This is a genomic window from Gellertiella sp. DMC107 (genome assembly GCF_056313605.1).
Window position 1 is genome coordinate 759,730 of record NZ_JBQUZZ010000001.1, and the last position, 21,728, is coordinate 781,457.

Sequence of the window (21,728 nt, forward strand, 5' to 3'; positions counted from 1 at the left end):
GGTGTAAATTTCGAAATAGTATCCCCTGGAGAGGGTTCGATTTTCAAGCGAACACATTAGACGGCTTTATCATAGCAGCCCAAAATTAAACCTTCATATCGAGAATGGGCGTACGTCATAAATATGACATCTCAGATAGGGTAGGGCTCTTAAATTTAAGATAGAGCAACTAACGAGCGAGTCGGTAAAATCGCCCTGATATCGCTGTAGGGAATTGTTGCGGTTGTGCTGCATCCAAGCAACTTGTCCATCTGAACCTTTTGCACTATCACTCCGAGTGACAATCGCTCAATTGCAGGGAATTTTTTTGCCACATGACTACCCTGAAATATCAAAGATGTTCGCGTTGCGTGATGGACACCACCGACCCAGATATAAGATTCGACGCATCGGGGGTATGCAACCATTGTCATTCCTTTGATGCATTGAGGCAGACTCAATGGTTCCCTGGCCCAGAAGGCGAGGCCAAACTTCAACAAATGCTCAACCGGATCAAGGCGGAGGGAAAAGGCAAGGAATATGACTGCATATTAGGTCTTTCCGGAGGTGCGGACAGCACATATCTTGCGCTGAAAATGAAAGACTGGGGCCTTCGCCCATTGGTTGTTCATGTCGATGCAGGCTGGAACAGCGAACTCGCCGTGGCGAATATCGAGCGAGTGGTAAAACATTGCGGTTATGATCTACATACCCACGTGATTGACTGGGAAGAGATGCGCGACCTTCACCTTGCATATCTGAAAGCCGGCATTCCCAACCAGGATGTGCCGCAGGATCATGCATTTTTCGCGAGTCTTTATCACTTTGCGACTGCCAACAAGATCCGCGTCATCATCTCGGGCGGAAATCTTGCTACGGAAGGCATCTTTCCCAAGGCATGGCATGGAAGCGCCATGGACGCAGTCAACCTGAAAGCCATCCACGCCCGTTTCGGAACCCGACCTCTCAAGACCTATCCCACAATCAGCTTCTTCAAGTACTATTTCTGGTATCCTGTCATAAAGAAAATGCGGACTGCGCGACCGCTCAACTTTATGAACTATATCAAGGCGGACGCCATTAAAGAAATGGAATTGACATTTGGCTATAAGCCATACGAACGAAAGCATGGAGAGTCTTTATTCACCAAGCTTTTCCAGAATTATTATCTACCGCGGAAGTTCGGTTACGATAAACGGCTACCCCATTACTCAAGCTTGATCGTTTCTGGACAGATGACACGCGAAGTGGCCTTGGAAAAGCTACAGGAGCCTCTCTACGACGATTTTGAACTGGATACAGATATCGAATACTTCTGCAAAAAACTTCGCATCACTCGAAGTGAATTCGATGCTCTCATGGCGGCCCCCAACCGCCTTCATACTGATTTTGCGACTTGGGATAACAAACAACGCTTGGCTAAGAAAGGCCAAGCGCTCTTGTCAAGGATATTGGGGCGGCGCGTCGCGTTCTATTCTTGATTTTTTGTGTATAAATCGCATTCTTGCGAAGATAGGGAAATATAGACCTCTTCGATTCCATCGGAGACCTTCAAGACATGACTTGGATCGTCTTCCGGATACTGTACGCTTGTATAGCAGAAGCTTTAGACTTCGGATGGATATCTGCTGCTAGCTTTCCGAGGGAGGTAGTTGAAATTATCGATTTTATAGTGCGAATATGTTTCTCTCTAAATCACTTCTGATACACTCGGGTGTAATGAGCCCTGCTTGCTTCACAGCCTCGCAGGCAGTGTCTCAGAGTATATAGAGAGGCCAAGCTGAAGCGTGAATCTTGTGATTTCTTATCTTAACACAGCCAAAATACGGAAAATTCGCTCGAGAAACCTCTTCCGCGTCAACACTTCCCCTTCCACGGGTCATTCGCGGAGGGGGGGAGTTCGCTTAAGCTTACAAACATACAAGCTGTTTTGCCCCACCGGCGCATGGAAAGGCTATCGAGAAAGCCCCTCCCTTGATGCGTCATTCTGCTCCCATTTTTCTCTATACGTTTTGCGTACAACATGTATTTTACCCGCCGATGAGACGGTGACAACGCCCCATCATTATGCGCTTGGCCGCGCATGATGATGCGATCGGATAGGGAGACATGCATTGGACCAACAGAACATCATCATCATCGGGGCTGGTGTCGTTGGTCTTTCGGCGGCGATAGCGGCGCAGGCGCGGGGTTTGGCCGTGACGGTCGTCGAGCGCGAGGGACCGGCCGCGGGCGCGTCGGCGGGCAATGCGGGGGCCTTTGCCTTTACGGATATTCTGCCGCTTGCATCCCCCGGAATTGTTCGAAAGGCACCGAAGTGGCTGCTCGATCCCCTCGGACCGTTAAGCGTGCCGCCGGCCTATGCTTTCCAGATCCTGCCGTGGATGTACCGTTTCTGGCGGGCCTGCTCACCCAGCCTCGTGGCCCATTCGACCGCAGCGCAGACGTCGATCATGGATCTCTCCCGCAACGAGCTCGAGGGTTTTCTTGCCGCCACGGGCACCCTCTCCATGCTGCGCAAGGAGGGAAATCTTCAGGTCTACGAAAGCGAAGCCGAGTTTCAGGCCTCCATGCCCGGCTGGAAGGCGCGCGAGAGGCACGGCATCGAGTTCCGCCATCTGGATCCGGCGGCCATGGCCGACATTCAGCCCGGGCTGTCCCCCCGCTTCATCCGCGGCACCTTCACCCCCGGTTGGCATTCCATTGCCGACCCCAAACTCTATACGCTGGCGCTTGCCGAGCATTTCACCCACCATGGTGGCAAGCTGGAGCGTGGCGAGGTGGTCGCTCTCGAACCCTCCTCCGATCGGGTAGACCTTCTTCTGGCGGATGGGCGTCGCCTCTCCGCCAGGCAGGTGGCGCTCTGCGCAGGCGCCTTCTCGCACCGAATCGCCCGCTCCCTGGGTGAGCGCATTCCCCTGGAAACCGAGCGGGGCTACAACACCACGCTTCCCCCGGACGCCTTTGACTTGCGCACGCAGATCACCTTTGGCGGCCACGGCTTCGTGATCACCCGCCTGTCGACCGGCATCCGCGTCGGCGGTGCGGTGGAGCTGGGCGGGCTCTCGCTTCCGCCGAACTACAGGCGGTCCGAAGCTATGCTCACGCGCGCCAAGAGCTTCCTTCCGGGTCTGAAGACCGAAGGCGGCGTGCAATGGATGGGCTTCCGCCCCTCCCTGCCGGACAGTCTTCCCGTGATCGGACCGTCGAAGGCATCGAAACGTGTCATCTATGCCTTCGGCCATGGCCATCTGGGGCTGACCCAATCGGCGGGCACCGCCCGCCTGGTTGCCGATCTTCTGACGGGGCGCCCGCTGCCGATCGATCTGTCGCCATTCTCGTCGCAGCGTTTCTAAAGCCACAGCGCCCAAGGCGAGATCGGAACAAAAAAAGCGCTTCTCGTCGTGGTCACTGGCGCGATAGGCTCCTGGTCCCATTGACGGTACCGATAGGAGTTCTGGATGCGTCGCGCGCTTGCCCTGCCCTTTGCCCTTCTTGCCTTGTCCAGCCTGCCGGCGCAGGCGGCTCTCTCGGGTTTTTATGACAGTGGCGAACAGATCGGCATGATTCTCGGCAGCGAGGCCGTGGGCAATGCGGTCCGGCAAGCGCCCATCGGCTCGATTTCCAACACCGGCACCCGCGAGGATGGCGCCAAGGAATGGACGGTGCGCGTTCAGGAATGCGATCTCAAGGTCTATCTCAAGCCAATCCTGCCGGACGGCCCGGGCATGACGACCTATGAAATCGAAATTCCGGGTGCCTGCGAATAGAGCGCATAGCATGCCGGCCCGGTGGAGAATGGCCCGCGCCGCCTTGCCGTGTGCGGCGCATGTCCTTAACTAGAAGGCATGGCTTTTCGCTTCGTCCACACCGCCGACCTGCATCTCGACTCGCCGCTGAAGTCGCTGTCGCTCCGCAATGCGGATCTGGCGGCCCTGATCGGCGATGCGACCCGACAGGCCCTCATCGCCATCGTCGATCTGTGCCTGGAGGAAGGCGTGGACGCGCTGATGATTGCCGGCGATCTCTACGATGGCGACCAGACATCCATGAAGACGGCCCGGTTTCTGGCCAGCCAGATGGCGCGCCTGGATCAGGCCGGCATCCGCACCTTCAAGATTCGCGGCAATCACGATGCCCTCTCCCGCATCACGCAGGAACTCGTCCTGCCGCCATCGGTCAAGATCTTCGGCGGGCGCGCCGAAGCGGTGGAGCTTGACGCGGGCGGATTGAAACTGGCCGTGCATGGCCTCAGTTTTTCCCGTCCGCATGCGCCGGAAAGCCTGCTGGGAAAATTTCGCGCGCCTGTCGCCGGCGCCGTCAACATCGGCCTCATGCATACGAGCCTCGATGGTGCGCCGGGGCACGATCCCTATGCGCCCTGCGCGCTGGCCGATCTGCAGCGCACCGGCTTTGCCTATTGGGGGCTGGGCCACATTCACCAGCGCAGCGCCCATGCGGGCCCGGCCACCGTGATCATGCCGGGCATGCCACAGGGGCGTGACATCAACGAAGCCGGGCCGAAGACGGTCAGCCTGGTGACGGTTGCGGATGACGGCACCCTATCGGTCGAGGAGCGACTGACCAGCCTTGCGGAATTCTCCCGGGTCGGGCTCGATGTCTCGGGTGCCCGCGACTGGCGGCACCTGGTGGATCTGGCAACGGCCGCGCTGGAACAGGCGCGCGCCGCGACGAAGTCGCGCCATGCGGTCTTGCGTCTGCGGCTGGAGGGGCGCTCCTCCCTTGCCTTTGCCCTGCGGCGCGATGCGGATCTGTTTCGCACCGAGATGGAACACCGCGCCGAGGGCCTGGGCTCCGCCTGGATAGACCGCATCGAGCTGGCGGTCGAAGGCGCCGGCGCGGCCACCCGCGAAGACGGAAGCGATCCGGTCGCCGAACTCGCCGGCCTGATGCGCGGCGAGGTGCTGTCCCGCCCCTCTTTCCGCGACGATGTCAGGGAGATGGTGCGCGACCTGCTCGATGATCTTCCGCCCGAAAGCCGTCGCTTCGCCGGCGCATCGGAGGCGGAATTCGACGCCTTTCTGGATCGCCTGATGCGCGACAGCGGCGAGGATGTGATTGCCCGGCTGGCCGGGGGCGCCGCATCATGAGGCTCAACCGGCTCGACCTGACGCGTTACGGCAAATTTACCGACGTCTCACTGGATTTCGGCCGGCCGAAACCGGGGGATCCCGACCTCACCGTCATCTACGGGCTCAACGAGGCCGGCAAATCCACCGCCTTTTCCGGCTTTCTCGACCTGCTGTTCGGTATACCCGAGCGCAGCGATTATGGGTTCCTTCACACCTACAGCGCCCTTCAGGTCGGCGGCAGCCTGGACTTTGACGGTTCCACCCATGAACTCACCCGCCTGAAGAAAAGAAGCCAGTCTCTGGTCGATCTGTCCGGCCATCCTGTCAACGAGGCGCTCCTCACGGCGGCGCTGGGCGGCATCGGGCGGGATGCTTACCGGACCATGTTCTCTCTCGACGACCAGTCGTTGCGCGAAGGGGGGCGGTCCATCCTGCAAAGCGAGGGCGATCTGGGCGCACTGCTCTTTTCCGCGAGTTCCGGCCTTGCCGATCTCGGCCGGGCGCTCGCGACCATGCAGGAAGAGGCGGACAGCCTGCATCGGCATCGCGGCCAGAAGACGGAGCTTGCCCGACTGAAGCGCGAACTCGACGCCCTGAAGGAACGACGCACCGAAATCGACATCCAGGCGCTTGCCTTCTCCCGGCTCGTCGACGGCGCGCGCCAGGCGGAAAGTGCCTACCGGGAGGCCGAGAAAGACCTCGGCGAGGCCCGCGCGGAGGAGACCCGGCTTGCAAGACTGCTGGCAGCGCTCCCGCTTGCCCGCGACGTCCGCCAGACGCAGGACGCGCTCCAGCCCTTTGCCGGCCTGCCCCGGCCCTCCCGTTCCGCCATAGAGGATCTGCCGCCGCTCCTCCGGGACGAAGCGCAGATTCAGACCCGGCTGGAAGCCCTGCGCGGCCGGCTCGCCCTGCTCCGCGAGCAGATGGGCGAGCTGGGTGCCGAGACCCCGCTCGGGGATCTCGATCAGCGCATGAAAATGCTCGAGGACCTGCAGGCCCGATACCGAACCGCCCTGTCCGACCTGCCGCGCCGGCGCCAGGCCCTGGCAGCCGAGGAAGCGGCGCTCGGCCTTTTGCTGCGCAGTCTCGGAAAGCCGGACCATCCGACGCCGGAAAGCCTGGTCATGGAGGCCTCGCTTGCCGCCCGTATCCGGGATTTGCTGAGCCAGAAATCCGGGCTCGACACGGGCCTGCTGCAGGCCAGCCGGGAACTGGAGCGCACGGAACGTGCGCTTGCCGCTCTGGAGGAGGAAAAGCAGTCCCTTGGAAAACCCCTGGCGCCCGCCCTCGCATCGCGACTTTCCGCGGCGCTGGAGGCTCTGGGCGATCGGGCCGATCGGGCCCGACTGGAGACGGAGGAGCGGCAGGTCGAGAAATTTGAGCGGCAACTTGCCGAACAATGGGCGCCGCTTGCCCGCCTGCTCGCCAGCCCGGAGGCGCTTGCCTCCCTTCTCCTGCCGGACCGGCGACAGATGGATGGCTGGCGGGAGACCGCCGCAACCCTCAAGGCCGACCGGGCTCGCCATGAGGGAGAATGTCGCTCCCTCGAAGCCAGGATCGCGACGGCGGAAGCCCGTCTGGCCGGCTTCTCCCCGGAGGAGGTCCCGGATGACGATGCGGCGGCGAACCTCCGCGCGGAACGGGATCAGGCCTGGGCCGCCCACCGACACGATCTCCAGGCGACGACGGCAGAGCGGTTCGAACAGCTGCTGGCCCGCCACGACGCCGTGAACGAGCGTCGCTTCGCCCGTTCTGCCGACCTGGCCGAAATGCGCGAAATTCGTCGGGCTATTGCGGCGGACAGGCACATCCTCGCTCGGGAAAGACAGGCAATCGAGCAACTCGCCCGGGAGGAAGAGTGCTTGTCCGCTGTCATCCGGGCGCTTCTTCCGGAAGGGCTATGGAGAGACGACCTGCCTCTTGCGGATGCCCTGGCTGCGGCATCGCTGCTGACGGAGCGGATTGCAGAAGCGCGGCTGACCCGGGATGCCCTTGAGGAGGCACGGGGGCGCCTGGATCTGTACCGGAAGGACTCCGAAAAGGCCCGGGAGCGCCTTGCCGACAGCCTGCAGGAAGCGGGTGAGGATCAGCCGGGACAGTCCGCCGACGCCAACCTTCGTTCTCGGGCGGAGGCCCTGCTCGACAGGCACCGCCGCCAGGAAACCGCCGCCGCAAATCTGTCCAGACGGGAAGCCGAACTCAAGGCGGAGCACGCCGAACGCCGCCGCGACCTTGCCGAGGCGGAAAAGCACGGGCAACGCTTCGCTGCGGACTGGAGCGACGCCCTTTCGAAAACCTGGTTCGGCCCGGAGACCTCTCCCGCCGAAGTCCGCGCATTGATCGATGCGCTTGCCGATCTTCCCGCCCGTATTCAGGCCGTCGCCCAGCTTGAACAGCGCATCCGGACCATGGAGGCAGACCAGAGAGACTATGTGGTCGAGCTCGACGCGCTTGTAACGCTGGCCGGTCTGCCTCATGTGGGCACGGTCGAGGAGCGGGAGCAGAGTCTGGCGGATGCCCATGCCGATCGTCGGCGGCGGGCCGATGAAAGAAGCCGGCTCGCCCGGGAAATCGACGCCCTGGAGCGTGAAGAGCGCGAGCGCAGCGAGGCTTGGAATCTCCATCTCCTGCGCCGCGCCCGCCTTCTTGCAGCCTTCGAAGCCGCCGACCTCGATGAGGCGATCCGGCTGAACGACCGCCTTTCGGAACGGGACCGGCTGGAGGAACGGGCCGCCGCCTTCTCCCGGCAGCTCACCGAGACCCTTCGCACGACCGATGCCGAGACTGCCATCGCGCTTCTGGCGGATGTGGATGCCGAGGCGACAGAACAGGCGCATCGGCGCGAGGCAGATCGCGTTGCGCTCCTCAGCGACCGCAGCCGCGAGCTCTATGGCGAATGGACGCTGGCGCGCGACCGGCTGGAGGCCGTTGGCGGCGACGGCGCGGTGGCCGCTCTCGAAGCCAGTCGCGCGACCTTGCTGCTGACCATCGAGGACCTGGGCTACCGCTACCTGAAACTCAAGACAGGGGTGCTGGCGGCAGGAAGCGCACTGGAACTCTATCGGGAAAAGCACCGAAGCGGCATGATGCGCCGTGCCTCGGCAGCCTTCAGCCAGATCACCCGCGGAGACTATACGGGCCTGACCGCCCGCGCCGACAAGGACCGGGAAACCCTGATCGGCCTGACGCGCGAAGGCGGCTCGAAGCTCACCGACGCCATGTCCACCGGGACCCGGTACCAGCTTTTTCTGGCGCTGCGCCTTGCCGGTTACGAAGAATTTGCCCGTATCCGCCCGCCCGTGCCCTTTATCGCCGACGACATCATGGAAACCTTCGACGAACCGCGCTCGGAAGAGGTCTTCCGCCTCTTCGGCGACATGGCCCGGATCGGCCAGGTCATTTACTTCACCCATCACCGTCATCTCTGCGACATCGCCCGCACCGTCGTGCCCGGGGTGCGGATCCTCACGCTCGGAGACTCTCATGCGGATGCGGCCTGATGCCCTTCTGGCCGTTCTGGCCGTTCTGGTCTCGCTGGCTGCCACCCCGGCGCAGGCGGACTGGAAGCCCATCGAAAAGATCGCGACTTACCCCGTTACGGGTCGCACCGGCATCGATCTCTACCAATCCATCGGCCATCGCGGTCCCATCGTCGGCAAGTCGGTGCGGGCCATCGCCCACACGAATTTCCGGCTGACCTGGAAACGGGACTACCAGCAGCGCGGAACGGCCTGCGTGCTGGCCTCCGCCGTTCCGAAACTGGTGATCACCTACACGCTGCCGAAAGCCACGGAGACACTTGACCCCGCCCTTGCCGCCCGCTGGAAGGCCTTCCGGGAGGGCATTGCCGCGCATGAGCGGGTGCATGGCGAGCAGATCGAGGCCATGGCCCGCAAGATCGAGGCGGCGACGGTCGGCTTCACCCTGGAGAACGATCCCGGATGCAAGAAGATTTATCCGGCGCTCCAGGAACGGCTCGGCGCCCTCTCCCGCGAACAGCAGGAGGCCAGCAACGCCTTCGACCGCACCGAGATGGCGCCCGGCGGCACGATCGAAAAACTGGTGCTCACCCTCGTCAACGGCGGCTGAAGCGACTTAGCCGTCCACCGGGGGCGGCAATTCCGTGTCGATCAGGCGCTTCAGTTTTTCCATGTCCCGGTTGAGGGGCCTGTCGTCGCCATAGGGCGCGACAAGCGCCCGCACGCGCCGATGCAGGCAGGCGGTCCCCGGCGCCATGGCTGCAGCATCGCCCGCCATTTCCACGGCTTGCGCTGCCGCCATCAGCTCGATGGCGAGGATATAGGCCGTATTGTCGAGAATGGAGAGGCATTTCTGTGCGGCAGAGGTCGGGTGGGCGAGGAAATCCTCCTGCAATCCGGAGGTCACACCGCCATCCAGCGCGACGGGTTGGGCGAGACGGCGATTCTCGCTTGCCAGACCGACGGCGGTATACTGGGCGATCATGAAGCCCGAATGGCTGCCGGCATCGGTCGCAAGAAAGGGCGGAAGGCCGCTGACCAGCGGATTGACCAGCCGGTCCATGCGCCGTTCGCTTAATTGCGAAAGCTGGGCCATGGCGAGGCCCAGACTGTCCATGGAAAGCCCGAGCGCCGGCGCCACCGCATGGGCTTCCGAAGTGACGACGGGGCGCTCCGGCGTTCCCGAAAGCGCCGGATTGTCGGTGACCGAAGCCAGTTCCTGATCCACCACCCGCCCGCATTCGGCCACAAGATCGCGCGCCGCGCCGTGCATGTGGGGGATGGAGCGCAGGCTCAGCGCATCCTGCGTCCGCCGTCCCTCGGCAGCGGCGATCAGCCCGCTGCCCTGCAAGCGACTGCGGAGCGAGGCCGCCACCTGTGCCATGCCAGGAGAGGGGCGCAGGGCCGTCACCTCGGGGCCGAAAGCCGCCATCTGGCATCCGGCGGCTTCGGCGCTGAGCGCCGCGATGGCATCCGCCCAGTCGAGGAGATGATGCGCCCGGTGGAGCGCAAGCGCCGCGAGGCCCGTGGCGCAGGCCGACCCGTTCACCAGGCTCAACCCTTCCTTGGCCCGGAGCGTCAGCGGCGCGAGGCCGATGGCCTGCAAGGCTTCGCCTCCTTCCAACGGCATGCCCTTGACCCGCGCACTGCCCTCCCCGATCAGCAGAAGGGCGATGGCCGCATTATGCACGAGATACCCGACCGAGCCGCGCATGGGGACATCGGGCACCAGCCCCTGCTCGAGAAAGGCAAGATAGGCCGTCAGGATTTCTGGACGCACCCCGGAATGCCCATGGGCGAAATTGGCGATCTGCGCGGCGATAATCGCGCGTACCTGATCCTCGGGCATCAGCGGTCCCACACTGGCCGCATGGCTGAGCAGGATGGTATGCGAGAGCTTGGCCTGCGCCGCGCGGCTGACGACCGTATCGGAAAGTGCCCCGACGCCCGTGGTGATGCCATAGGCCCGAACGCCGCTTTCGACAATCCGCTGGACGATGTCGGCGGCATGGCGCACGCGTGTCCAGGCAGCCTCTGTCAGCGCGAGCGGTTCGCCCATGGCCACCCGGGCCACCGCGCGCCAGCCGAGCCCCTCATCCAACATCACCGCCATTGCACCCTCCCCGTTTTGCCGCTTTTCCGGCCGCGCCCCGCAAGGGCACCGGTCCGCTTCGGACTGCGAGACTAAACCGGGGCTGCGGACCGACCACACCTGATTGCGACAGCAAATGCCGCCTCAGACCGCCTTGCGGGCGATGAGTATGCCGGCAAGAACGCCCGCACCGCCCAGAATGCCGTTCCAGCCCAGGGGCTCGTGCAACAGGAACACGCCGAGAATCGCCGCCACGACCGGCTGAAGCAGAAGGGTCAGCGACGAGAAGGCCGTCGGCAGATAGGCCAGAGCATAGATGATCGACGCCTGACCGCCCACATGGCTGATCATCGACAAGCCGGTAACGGTCGCCCAGCCCGCGACAGAATGGGGCACGATGGCCTGTTCCGTCAGCAGCGCCACGGGAAGGATGGAGACAGCCGCAACGCCGCTGTTCCAGATCATCACCTGCAGGGTGGTGAACCGGTTGCGCGCCGCACCGAGGGTCAGCATGTAGCCCGCATAAAACAGGGCGCCCAAGATGGCGAAGAGATCGCCAAGCCAGTGTCCGCCGCCGAAACTGTTGGCGCCGCCGCTTTTCAGCACGATGACGCCGAGGATCGCGATCCCCAGACCGACGAGGAAGCGACGGGTAATCACCGCTCCGAAAAAGGCCCAGGACGCCAGGGTGACGAACACGGGCGAAAGGTTGACCAGCAGCGTTGCATTGGCCACGCTCGTCATCTCGATGGAGAGATGCCAGAAGGACAGGTCGGTGGCGAGGAACAGGCCCGGCAGCGCCAGCCGCGCCAGATCGGCCCCCGACTTCGGCAGCCGCAGCGCCTCCCGCTGCCGCACCAGGGCGAAAAGGATGAAGGGGATGAGGCTCAGCGCCGTACGCCAGAAGGCGGTCGCCATCGGGTCCACTTCCGAAAGACGCACGAAGATCGGCGAGCCCCCGATGGCGATTCCGCCCGCAAAGAGGGCAACAAGGGGAAGTCGCCTGTCGGCGACGGAAGAGCGCGCGCTGTTCATGGAAGGCTCTGTGTCTGGCGATGGGATCGAAGAAGGGATCTGCGCGTGCAAAGCACGCGGCGAACCGTTTCTCTTCTATCGCGCCGCGATGCCGGTGAAAACCGTCATTCCGTCCTAATCGGTACGCTTCGTCTTCAAATTGCCGCACCCGCTGGCCACGGAGAATGAATAGGATAGGATGAGGCCATGGAGACAGTCACTACGGATTCGTTCTTTCAAGGCCTGCCCGTCTTTGCCGATTTCGACGGGGTGACCCGCGACGGCAATTACACGCCGCTTCCGGCGGACTGGTGGCTTGCCACCGCGGATATCGTGAACTCCACGAAGGCCATCGCGAACGGCCGGTACAAGTCGGTCAACATGGCCGGCGCAAGCGTGATCTCCGCCATCATGAATGCAGTGGGAGAGCATGATCTTCCCTTCGTTTTCGGCGGAGACGGCGCCGCGGTTGCGATCCCGCCCGATCAGGCGGAGCCCGCCCGCCGGGCGCTGGCCTCGACCAGAGACTGGGTGAAGACCAACATGGAGCTGGATTTGCGCGTCGCGCTCGTGCCGCTGGCCGACATCCGCGCGGCAGGTCACGATGTTCGCGTCGGCCGCTACAAGCCCAGCGAACAGGTGAGCTACGCCATGTTCTCCGGCGGAGGCGTGCACTGGGCCGAACAACAGATGAAGGCGGGCCGGTACGGGCTGGATGCCAGCCTCTCGACCGGACAGCCCGATCTGACCGGTCTTTCCTGCCGCTGGAACCCGGTTCGATCCCGCAACGGGCTGATTGTCTCGATCATCGCCCTGCCGACGGACGACGCCCATGCGGACGCTTTCCGCATGCTGGTGAGCGATGTGGTGGCCATATCGGGAGAAGGCGAGCGCGGGGGCCATCCGCTGCCGGTGGAAGGGCCGCCGGTCAATCTCTCCCCCGGCGCCTGCCGGGTGGAAATCCGGGCCGCGCCGCCGGGCCTCCCGCGCCTCAGAAAGGCCATGCGCGTTGCCTTTGAAGTCATCATGATTGCCCTCCTGTCGCGGTTCAACCGGACGGCAGGCTCCTTCGATCCGCGCCGCTATCGCGAGGATGTCTCCGCCAACAGCGATTTCCGCAAATATGACGACGGGCTGAAAATGACGGTCGACATCGACCGCCGCCGGCTGGATGCGATCCGCGCGCGGCTGGAGGAGGCCGAACGCGCCGGCATATGCCAGTACGGCATCCACGAGCAGGAAACCGCCCTCGTCACCTGCCTCGTGCCCACCCCGCTCAGCCGGGACCACATGCATTTCATCGATGGCGGGTCCGGCGGCTACGCCATGGCCGCTGCCCGGATCAAGAAAACGTCCGCCTGACCCCTTCATCGACAGCCGTTGAAAAACGACTAGTTGTCATTCGTGACCTTGATAGAGAATACTTGCTTTTCTACATGAGTCTTACGCCTCGCCCCGGTTCGCGGGATTTGGGCCTTTGTCTCCTGCTTGCTGCGGAACCCGTATTCCATGAAGATCGCCCATCGCGCCCCCGTCTCCGACACCCTCCTCGAGGGTGTTTCCACCTGGCTGCAACAGGCAGCCTTGAATGGCGAAGGGCTGGAAGTCCTGGTCCAGGGTTTTTGCGAGCGGCTGGCCGCGTCGGGTCTTCCGCTGCTGCGGGTGCATCTGTCCTTCTCGGTGCTCCATCCGCTTTATGATGCGGTCGGCTTCACCTGGATGCGGGGCGAAGGCATTACGGTGGAGGGCTACCGGGCCCAGCGGACCAGCGATGACAATGACCGCTTCCTGAAAAGCCCCTACTATCATCTGCTCAGTCACAATCTCAGCCATATCCGCCGTCACCTGACGGCGGAAACGCCGGACGAATTTCCGGTCTTTGCGGATCTGAAGCGCATCGGCGTGACCGACTATCTCGCCTTTGTCCAGTCCTTCGGCAGCGATTCCAAGCAGGGCATGATCGGGTCCTGGGCAACCGATGCCCCGGGCGGTTTCGACGATGCGGTGATCGCCGCATTGCTGCGCATCCAGACCCATCTCGCGGTTGCCGCCAAGATGGCCGTGCTGGGCAAGCTCGCCAACAACATGCTCACCACCTATCTGGGGGGCAATGCGGGCCAGCGGGTGCTGTCCGGCCAGATCCGGCGCGGGGATGGCGAGAGCATCCGGGCGGCGCTTGTCATGGTGGACATGCGCGATTCCACGCTTCTTGCCGAGAAGGAAGGCCGGCAGGTCTATATCGATACCCTCAACCAGTTCTTCGATGCGGTGGCCCTTCCCTTCAATCGCAATGGCGGCGAAATCCTGAGCTTCGTCGGCGACGGCTTCCTGGCCATCTATCCCTGCGGCCGGCACCGCGAGCCTTCGGAATTTGCCGCTCAGTCGGCCATGACGGCCGCCCGGCAGGCCGTGAGCCGCATGCATGAAATGAATCGGAGCCGAACCCAGCAATCGCTGGGTGCCGTGCGCTACGGCATCGGTCTGCATATGGGCAACGTGATGTTCGGCAATGTGGGGCTGAAGGACCGGCTGACCTTTTCCGCCTTCGGTGCCTCGGTCAACGAGGTCCACCGCCTCCAGGGCCTGACCAAGAAATATTCGAAGCCGGTGCTGGCCAGCGGTGCCTTCGTGAATTACTGCGGCGGCAACTGGCTGAACGTGGCCGAGGAAGAGCTGCGGGGCGTGCGTTCCAAGGTGAAGGTCCTCGAACCGACCGGCGACCACATGCAGCTCGACCATTACGAGGTCATCGAAAGCCGCTCGCTGGAAGCCCGGTCCGAAGCGGAGCAGGTGATGCTGCTCTACCAGAACGCCGGTCGAACGACCGAACAGAAATCCCCCTGGAACCGTCTCCTGCCATGAACAAATCGTTGCGCGCCGCCTCGCTCTTCCTGCCGCTCGTCCTTCTCCTCGCCGCTCCCGCCCAAGGGGCCGATGCGCTTGGCACCCGGCTTTACGACGGTTTCGAGGGAGAGGATTTCGCCCCCAACGGCGGGCTCTACTACAAGAAGAACGACGAACAGGCGGCCGGAAGCTTCGTCTTCCAGTCCGAAGACGCCTTCGCCGGGCATCGGAGCCTCAAGCTGTCGGTGCGCGAAAACTGCGAAGCCGGCGCGGAAAACTGCAGCGAACGGGCGGAAATCTGGGAAAAGCCCGACCTGCGCGTGCCCTACGACAAGGGCGTATGGGTCGGGTTCGCCGTCAAGCTGGCCGAGCCCATCCCGCAGAACGATCACCGCTATCTGATCGCCCAGTGGAAGCGCGAGATCGGTCCGGATGCCGAAGGCGATTTCAGCCCGTTCCTGGCGCTGCGCCTGCGCAACGGCAAGCTGTTTGCCACCGTCGAGACCAATTATCACAAGCCTGACCGGGACCAGGTCGCCAAGGACGAGGTCGCCGCCTGCGGGCCCGGTGAAACGCCGGTCTGGCCCCGCCCGGAGACCAACCAGATGCGGGCGCTCGTCGGCACGGATGCGGCTTTCACCCCGCGTGACGGGGCCGAATTCACCGCCTGTACCAAGGCCATCTCGGTGGAAAACCATGGCAATCCCCTGCCCTCGCCTGCTACGGGGTGGATCGATTTCGCCATTTACACCAAACCCGGTGCGGACGGTTCCGGCCGTATCGAGATCTTTGCCAACAACAAGCCCATCGTGACGATCCGGGGCGCGATCGGCCATAACGACCCGGGCCTGCTAGAGAACCAGTATTTCAAGTTCGGCCCCTACCGAGCCGCTGGTGAAGGCGTGTGGACGCTGTTTTACGACGAATATCGCCGCTCCCCCGACTGCGCCGACGTGCTGAAGGACAAGTCCCTCTGCCCGGCCATCCCCTGAATAGGCCCATAATCGATCTGTTCAGATCGCGACAGTCTGTCCGCATAACAGTTGATTACGCAAAACAGTTATGCTGTTAAATCGTTTCTATGGAAACGTGCCAGGATAGAAGAACCGGAACCATACGGTCGGTCCTGCGCATGAATGGCCCGGGATCAACCCGGACCAGCAGGGACAGGCATGACAGTACAGGACACAGCCGGATCTCGGTGCCTTGAGGGGAGGACAACGAGATGACCGCACCGGCAAACGACTTGCTCAGGGTCGAGAATCTGAAAATATCCTTCCATGTGCCGAGTGGTGTCATTCCGGCCGTGAAGAATGCGAGCCTGCGGGTGCTGCCCGGCAAGGTCACCGCGCTCGTGGGGGAATCGGGTTCCGGCAAATCGGTGATCAGCCAGGCCATCATGGGCATCCTGCCGCGGATCGCCTCGGCGGAAGGCCATATCTATTTCAGCGATCCGGCCCGCCCGGGCGAGACTGTGGATATTGTCCGCATGCCGCTGGACGGCCGGGAAATCCGTGCCCTTCGCGGCCGCCGCATGGGCAAGATCTTCCAGGAGCCCATGACCTCGCTTTCGCCGCTGCACACGATCGGCGACCAGATCAGCGAGGTTCTGGCGATCCACACGGCCGATACCGCCGCGGAGCGCCGGGCCAAGACGGAGGAAATGCTGGGTCTCGTCGGCTTCCATGAGCCGAAGCGCGCCTTCGACATGTATCCCTTCGAACTGTCGGGCGGCATGCGCCAGCGCGCCATGATTGCCATGGCGCTGATCTGCCGGCCGGCCCTGCTGATCGCCGACGAGCCGACCACCGCGCTCGACGTCACGATCCAGGCGCAGATCCTGAAACTGTTGCGCGACCTTCAGCAGAAGCTCGGCATGGCCATGCTGCTGATCACCCACGATCTTGGCGTCGTTGCCAATGTGGCGGACGAGGTGGTGGTGATCTATCGCGGCGAGATCATGGAAGCAGGTCCCGTCGACGCCATCTTCCGCAATCCGCGGCATCCCTACCTGAAGGGCCTGCTGGAGGCTGTTCCCCATTTCGACATGCCGGCCGGCGAGCGGCTGAAGCCGCTCCGGGCGATCGCTGCGGGCGGCGCCGGACTGTCCGGCCATATCGCATCGCCTGCGCGTGCCGGCAGCACGGCCTCGCGACCGGGACCGCTGCTCTCGGTCAGCCATGTCAGCAAGACCTTCGCGACCCGCAAGGGCGGTTTCCTCCGCTCCGGCGAAAAGCGGCTGCACCGGGCGGTCTCGGATGTGAGCTTCACGGTCGAGCGGGGCGAGTGCCTGGGCCTGGTCGGGGAAAGCGGCTGCGGCAAGACCACACTCAGCAAGATCCTGATGCGGGCGATCACCCCGGATGAAGGCAGCATCGTGCTGCACAGCGCCGAGGGCGACATCGACATCGGCAAGGCGGGCGGCGCGGAACTCAACCGGCTCCGCACCCGCATCCAGATGATCTTCCAGGATCCCGTTTCATCGCTCTCTCCGCGCATGACCGTGCAGAACATCCTGATGGAGCCGCTGGAAATTCACGGGCGCGGCGATGCCCGCTCCCGTCTGGAAACGGTTCGACGCCTGCTCTCGGCCATCGGGCTCGACGAGACCGCCCTCAACCGCTACCCGCACGCCTTCTCCGGCGGCCAGCGCCAGCGCATCGGGATTGCCCGAGCCCTCGCGCTCGGCCCGGAACTGATCATCTGCGACGAGCCGGTTTCGGCGCTCGACGTATCCGTACAGGCGCAGATCCTCAACCTGCTCAAGGATCTGAAGAAGGACCTGGGGCTCACGACCATCTTCATCTCCCACAATCTCGCCGTGGTGGATTACATGGCGGACCGTATCGCCGTCATGTGCAACGGCCGCATCGTGGAAATCGCCCCCCGCGACGTGCTCATGCGCGCGCCGGTTCATCCCTACACGCGGGCGCTGCTGGCAGCCGTGCCCTTTCCGGACCTCGACCGCCCCCTGGATTTCGAGGCGATTTCTGCAGGCGGCGCCTCCGATGTCGGCCGCTGGCCGGAAGCCTTCCGCCCCGCGGAAGAAGCTGGAGCGCTGGCGGCCGCCGATCTCGGCGGAGGCCATCTCGTGCTCGCCCGACCCTCCATCTCCGTTGCGGAGCTACGCGCATGATCGGCCGCCGCACAGCCCTCAAGATTCTGGCAGCCCTTGCCCTTCCCGGCGCGGCCCGCGCTGCGGGCTTTACCGGCAGCCCCATTCTGGACGATCTGGTCGCCAGCGGGCTCCTGCCCGATGCGGCCACCCGACTGCCGGAAAATCCCCGCGTGATCAATGTGAAGGCCATGGGTCGCGAACCCGGGCGCCACGGCGGCACGGTGCGCATGCTGATCGGCAGCCAGAAGGACATCCGCCTGATGACGATCAACGGTTATGCCCGGCTGGTCGGCTATGACGAAACCCTCCAGTTGCAGCCGGACGTGCTGGAAAAGGTGGACAACGAGGGCGACCGCATCTTCACCTTCCATCTGCGCAAGGGGCATCGCTGGTCGGATGGATCGCTGCTCACGGCGGAAGATTTCCGCTATTGCTGGGAAGATGTGATCCTCAACGACGACCTGCGCAAGGGCGGGCTGCCGCGCGAGCTGCTGGCCAACGGCAAGCCGCCGCGTTTCGAGATCCTTGATCACTATACGGTCCGCTACAGCTGGGATGCGCCGAACCCGAATTTCCTGCCGAAGCTCGCCGCGCCGCAGCCGCTCGTCATTCTCATGCCCTCCGGCTACATGCGGCAGTTCCACAAGGATTATCAGGATGCCTTCCGCCTTTCGGCGCTGATGAAGGAGTACCGGGTCAAGAAATGGGCAGACCTGCACATCAAGATGTCCCGCAGCTACCGGCCGGAAAATCCCGATCTGCCGACGCTCGATCCCTGGCGCAACACAGTGGCGCCGCCCGCAGAGCAGTTCGTCTTCGAGCGGAACCCCTATTTCCACCGGGTGGATGAGAACGGGTTGCAACTCCCCTATGTGGACCGGGTTGTCCTGTCGCTGAGCACCCCTGATATCATCGCCGCCAAGGCGGGCACGGGCGAATCCGATCTCCAGATCAACAGCCTCGACTTTGCCGATTATACCTTCCTGAAGGACAGCGAGAAGCTGTTCCCGGTCAAGGTCAGCCTCTGGAAGCGCACGCAGGGTTCCCGCGTCGCGCTTCTGCCGAACCTGAATTGCGGCGACGAGGTTTGGCGTGGCCTGTTCCGCGACGTGCGGATGCGCCGCGCGCTTTCGCTCGCCATCGACCGGCGCGAGATCAATCTCGCCGCCTTCTACGGGCTTGCCCGCGAAAGCGCCGATACCGTGCTGCCGGAAAGCCCGCTTTACCGGGAATCCCTTGCGAAGGCCTGGAGCACGCATGATCCGGAACAGGCGAACCGCCTGCTGGACGAGCTGGGCCTGACGGCCCGCAACAGCGACGGCATCCGGCTGCTTCCCGATGGTCGCAAGGCCGAAATCGTGGTGGAGACCGCAGGCGAAAGCACGCTCGAGACCGACGTGCTCGAACTGGTGACGGATCACTGGCGCGACGTCGGCCTGTCTCTCTTCGTGCGAACGTCCCAGCGCGACGTGTTCCGCAGCCGCGCCATGGGCGGCGAGATCATGATGTCGATGTGGATGGGCATGGACAATGGCGTTCCGACCGCCGACATGAACCCCTCGCAGATTGCACCCACCGCCGATGACCAGCTGCAATGGCCGGTCTGGGGCATGCACTACCTGTCCGTCGGCAAGAAGGGCAAGCCCCCGGAACTTCCCGAGGCGCAGAAGCTCGTCGACCTGCTCGGCGAATGGGAAGCCTCCGCCACCACTGAAGGCCGCGCCGACGTCTGGGCCAGAATGCTCGATATCTACACGGATCAGGTCTTTTCCATCGGCATCGTCAATGGCGGGCTCCAGCCGATGGTGCATGCCGCACGCCTCGTCAACGTGCCGGACAAGGGCCTCTTCGGCTTCGAGCCCACCGCCTATCTTGGCGTCTACAAGCCAGACACGTTCTTCCTCAGGGAGGAGGGCTGACCATGCTGCGCTATATCATCCTGCGCCTTCTTTCGATGATCCCCACGCTTGCGGTCATCTCCATGCTGGTCTTCACCATCATCGAGCTGCCCCCCGGCGACTATTTCGAAAGCTATGTTTCCGAACTCACCGCCATGGGCGAGGATGTGGACATGGCCGAAATCGAGGAGCTGCGCCAGCAATACGGCTTCGATCAGCCGCCGGTCATGCGCTATTTCCACTGGGTCGGGGCCATGCTGCACGGCGATTTCGGCTATTCGTTCGAATATCAGCTGCCGGTCAGCGAAGTGGTCGGCGATCGCATGTGGCTGACCATACTGGTCTCTTTCTGCACCATCATCGTCACCTGGCTCATCGCCTTCCCCATCGGCATCTATTCCGCCACGCACCAGTATAGCTGGGGCGATTACGGACTGACGCTGCTGGGCCTGCTCGGCATTGCCGTGCCGAACTTCATGCTGGCCCTGATCCTGATGTTCTTTGCCAACCGCTGGTTCGGCGTCTCCATCGGCCACCTGATGGACCAGAAATATCTGGCAGAACCGATGAGCTGGGAAAAGGCGCGATCGATCCTCTCCCATATCTGGATCCCCGTGCTGATCGTCGGCACAGCCGGAACCGCGGGCATGATCCGGCGCCTGCGCGCCAACCTGCTCGACGAGCTGCAGAAGCAATATGTCGTGACCGCCCGCGCCAAGGGCCTGTCGCCCACCCGCACGCTGGTGAAATATCCGCTGCGCATGGCGCTGAACTTCTTCGTGGCCGATATCGGCTCGATCCTGCCGGCGATCATTTCGGGCGCGGAAATCACCGCCATCGTGCTTTCGCTCGAAACCACCGGGCCGATGCTCGTGAAGGCGCTCCAGAGCCAGGACATGTATCTGGCGGGTTCGTTCCTGATGTTCCTCGCCTTCCTGACCGTCATCGGCATGCTGATTTCCGATATCGCGCTGGCGCTGCTCGATCCCCGCATCCGTCTGGCCGGGAGGAGCACCAAGTGAGCGCCGACAAGATGACGTCTCCCCTGCCCGCACCCGGCGCGCCGCTCGCGCATTATGTCTCGGACGCGCCCTTCGATCCCGATCACCTGGACGAAGCGACGCCCAAGCAGAAGAAATTCGCCCGCGCCTCGCAAAAGCAGCTGATGTGGTGGAAATTCCGCCGCCACAAGCTGGCGCTGGCCTCCGCCTGGTTCCTCGGCATTCTCTACGCCATGATCGCGATGGTGGAATTCCTGGCGCCCTACAATCTGCACAGCCGGCACATGGAGCACATTTACGAGCCGCCGCAGCGGGTGCATCTCTTCCACGAGGGCCAATTTGTCGGGCCTTTCGTCTACGGGCGAACCATGACGCTCGACATGGACACGCTGCAGCGGGTCTATGCCGATAACCGCGCGGATGTGCAGCCGATCCGCTTTTTCTGCAGCGGCGACAGCTATCGCTTCTGGGGTCTGAAGCAGACGAGCCTGCATCTCGCCTGCCCCGCCGAGGGCGGGACGCTCTTCCTGCTCGGCACCGACCGGCTCGGCCGCGATGTGCTTTCCCGCATCCTCTACGGGGCACGCATTTCGCTGACGATCGGCCTTCTGGGCATCGCCATCTCCTTCACGCTCGGAATCGTGATCGGCGGCCTTGCCGGCTATCACGGAGGCTGGTTCGACCTGCTGGTGCAGCGCATCATCGAAGTTCTGCAATCCATTCCCAGCATCCCGCTCTGGATGGCGCTCGCTGCCATCATGCCCGTCACCTGGAGCCCGATACTCATCTATATCGGCATTACCGTCATCCTTGGCCTGCTCGACTGGACGGGTCTGGCCCGAGCGGTGCGCTCCAAGCTGCTCTCGCTGCGCGAGGAAGACTACGTCCTGGCCGCGCAGCTGATGGGAGCGGGTCCGGCCCGCATCATCGGCCGCCACCTGGTGCCGGGCTTCATGTCGCACCTGATCGCCACGGCGACGCTCGCCATTCCCGGCATGATCCTTGGAGAAACGGCGCTCAGCTTCCTCGGTCTCGGCCTGCGCCCGCCCATCACCAGCTGGGGCATCCTGCTCACGGAGGCGCGCTCGGTGAGCGTGATCGCCTTCTATCCCTGGCTCCTTTTTCCGACCATTCCCGTCATCCTCGTCATCCTCGCCTTCAACTTCCTGGGCGATGGTTTGCGCGATGCCGCCGATCCCTACAAGTGAAG

The 21,728-nt window shown here is 63.3% G+C and carries 15 protein-coding genes; 13 read left to right on the forward strand and 2 right to left on the reverse strand.

Going from position 1 to position 21,728, the window contains the following annotated elements:
* The first annotated feature begins 314 nt into the window (after nt 1-314).
* From ACT54B_RS03595 to ACT54B_RS03620, 6 genes are all read left to right on the forward strand, one after another.
* Nucleotides 315-1,460, forward strand: coding sequence for an N-acetyl sugar amidotransferase (locus ACT54B_RS03595; RefSeq protein ID WP_476042885.1), 1,146 nt, complete (start codon nt 315-317; stop codon nt 1,458-1,460).
* A 633-nt stretch (nt 1,461-2,093) separates the two neighbouring features.
* A complete protein-coding gene (locus ACT54B_RS03600; protein ID WP_476042886.1) occupies nt 2,094-3,335 on the forward strand; it encodes an NAD(P)/FAD-dependent oxidoreductase in 1,242 nt (413 codons plus the stop codon).
* 105 nt (nt 3,336-3,440) lie between these two features.
* Nucleotides 3,441-3,749, forward strand: coding sequence for a hypothetical protein (locus tag ACT54B_RS03605; RefSeq protein WP_476042887.1), 309 nt, complete (start codon nt 3,441-3,443; stop codon nt 3,747-3,749).
* 78 nt (nt 3,750-3,827) lie between these two features.
* A complete protein-coding gene (locus ACT54B_RS03610; protein ID WP_476042888.1) occupies nt 3,828-5,090 on the forward strand; it encodes a metallophosphoesterase family protein in 1,263 nt (420 codons plus the stop codon).
* A complete protein-coding gene (locus ACT54B_RS03615) occupies nt 5,087-8,572 on the forward strand; it encodes an ATP-binding protein (protein WP_476042889.1) in 3,486 nt (1,161 codons plus the stop codon). Before ACT54B_RS03610 ends, ACT54B_RS03615 begins: the two co-directional genes overlap by 4 nt.
* Nucleotides 8,556-9,161, forward strand: coding sequence for a DUF922 domain-containing Zn-dependent protease (locus ACT54B_RS03620; protein ID WP_476042890.1), 606 nt, complete (start codon nt 8,556-8,558; stop codon nt 9,159-9,161). The genes ACT54B_RS03615 and ACT54B_RS03620 overlap by 17 nt, the downstream gene beginning before the upstream one ends.
* Before the next feature lie 6 nt (nt 9,162-9,167).
* Here the strand turns inward: ACT54B_RS03620 and ACT54B_RS03625 are convergent, their stop codons facing one another.
* Nucleotides 9,168-10,664: an HAL/PAL/TAL family ammonia-lyase gene (locus tag ACT54B_RS03625; protein WP_476042891.1), complete on the reverse strand. Its 1,497-nt coding sequence runs from the start codon at nt 10,662-10,664 to the stop codon at nt 9,168-9,170.
* 123 nt (nt 10,665-10,787) lie between these two features.
* Nucleotides 10,788-11,678 (reverse strand): DMT family transporter, encoded by an 891-nt coding sequence (locus ACT54B_RS03630; protein ID WP_476042892.1) that lies wholly within the window; start codon nt 11,676-11,678, stop codon nt 10,788-10,790.
* 186 nt (nt 11,679-11,864) lie between these two features.
* Between ACT54B_RS03630 and ACT54B_RS03635 the strand changes: the two genes are divergently transcribed.
* The 7 genes from ACT54B_RS03635 (at nt 11,865) to ACT54B_RS03665 (ending at nt 21,726) form a co-directional block, all read left to right on the forward strand.
* Entirely contained in the window at nt 11,865-13,019 is a 1,155-nt protein-coding gene (locus ACT54B_RS03635) for a DUF3095 domain-containing protein (RefSeq protein ID WP_476042893.1), read from the forward strand.
* Between the two features lie 147 nt (nt 13,020-13,166).
* On the forward strand, nt 13,167-14,519 hold the full coding sequence (locus ACT54B_RS03640) for an adenylate/guanylate cyclase domain-containing protein (protein ID WP_476042894.1): 1,353 nt from the start codon (nt 13,167-13,169) through the stop codon (nt 14,517-14,519).
* Complete coding sequence (locus ACT54B_RS03645) at nt 14,516-15,493, forward strand: polysaccharide lyase family 20 protein (RefSeq protein WP_476042895.1); 978 nt, start codon at nt 14,516-14,518, stop codon at nt 15,491-15,493. Before ACT54B_RS03640 ends, ACT54B_RS03645 begins: the two co-directional genes overlap by 4 nt.
* 233 nt (nt 15,494-15,726) lie before the next feature.
* Nucleotides 15,727-17,637, forward strand: coding sequence for an ABC transporter ATP-binding protein (locus ACT54B_RS03650; protein ID WP_476042896.1), 1,911 nt, complete (start codon nt 15,727-15,729; stop codon nt 17,635-17,637).
* A complete protein-coding gene (locus ACT54B_RS03655) occupies nt 17,634-19,538 on the forward strand; it encodes an ABC transporter substrate-binding protein (RefSeq protein ID WP_476042897.1) in 1,905 nt (634 codons plus the stop codon). Before ACT54B_RS03650 ends, ACT54B_RS03655 begins: the two co-directional genes overlap by 4 nt.
* Before the next feature lie 2 nt (nt 19,539-19,540).
* On the forward strand, nt 19,541-20,539 hold the full coding sequence (locus ACT54B_RS03660) for an ABC transporter permease (protein WP_476042898.1): 999 nt from the start codon (nt 19,541-19,543) through the stop codon (nt 20,537-20,539).
* 11 nt (nt 20,540-20,550) lie between these two features.
* On the forward strand, nt 20,551-21,726 hold the full coding sequence (locus tag ACT54B_RS03665) for an ABC transporter permease (RefSeq protein ID WP_476043500.1): 1,176 nt from the start codon (nt 20,551-20,553) through the stop codon (nt 21,724-21,726).
* Nucleotides 21,727-21,728: the final 2 nt, after the last annotated feature.

Excerpts from the sequence above, each read along its gene's own strand:
- ACT54B_RS03645 (WP_476042895.1), top strand. The coding sequence starts at position 14,516 with ATGAACAAATCGTTGCGCGCCGCCTCGCTCTTCCTGCCGCTCGTCCTT.
- ACT54B_RS03630 (WP_476042892.1), bottom strand. The coding sequence starts at position 11,678 with ATGAACAGCGCGCGCTCTTCCGTCGCCGACAGGCGACTTCCCCTTGTT.
- ACT54B_RS03595 (WP_476042885.1), top strand. The coding sequence starts at position 315 with ATGACTACCCTGAAATATCAAAGATGTTCGCGTTGCGTGATGGACACC.
- ACT54B_RS03615 (WP_476042889.1), top strand. The coding sequence starts at position 5,087 with ATGAGGCTCAACCGGCTCGACCTGACGCGTTACGGCAAATTTACCGAC.
- ACT54B_RS03660 (WP_476042898.1), top strand. The coding sequence starts at position 19,541 with ATGCTGCGCTATATCATCCTGCGCCTTCTTTCGATGATCCCCACGCTT.
- ACT54B_RS03635 (WP_476042893.1), top strand. The coding sequence starts at position 11,865 with ATGGAGACAGTCACTACGGATTCGTTCTTTCAAGGCCTGCCCGTCTTT.
- ACT54B_RS03620 (WP_476042890.1), top strand. The coding sequence starts at position 8,556 with ATGCGGATGCGGCCTGATGCCCTTCTGGCCGTTCTGGCCGTTCTGGTC.
- ACT54B_RS03640 (WP_476042894.1), top strand. The coding sequence starts at position 13,167 with ATGAAGATCGCCCATCGCGCCCCCGTCTCCGACACCCTCCTCGAGGGT.
- ACT54B_RS03665 (WP_476043500.1), top strand. The coding sequence starts at position 20,551 with ATGACGTCTCCCCTGCCCGCACCCGGCGCGCCGCTCGCGCATTATGTC.
- ACT54B_RS03655 (WP_476042897.1), top strand. The coding sequence starts at position 17,634 with ATGATCGGCCGCCGCACAGCCCTCAAGATTCTGGCAGCCCTTGCCCTT.
- ACT54B_RS03650 (WP_476042896.1), top strand. The coding sequence starts at position 15,727 with ATGACCGCACCGGCAAACGACTTGCTCAGGGTCGAGAATCTGAAAATA.
- ACT54B_RS03610 (WP_476042888.1), top strand. The coding sequence starts at position 3,828 with ATGGCTTTTCGCTTCGTCCACACCGCCGACCTGCATCTCGACTCGCCG.
- ACT54B_RS03605 (WP_476042887.1), top strand. The coding sequence starts at position 3,441 with ATGCGTCGCGCGCTTGCCCTGCCCTTTGCCCTTCTTGCCTTGTCCAGC.
- ACT54B_RS03625 (WP_476042891.1), bottom strand. The coding sequence starts at position 10,664 with ATGGCGGTGATGTTGGATGAGGGGCTCGGCTGGCGCGCGGTGGCCCGG.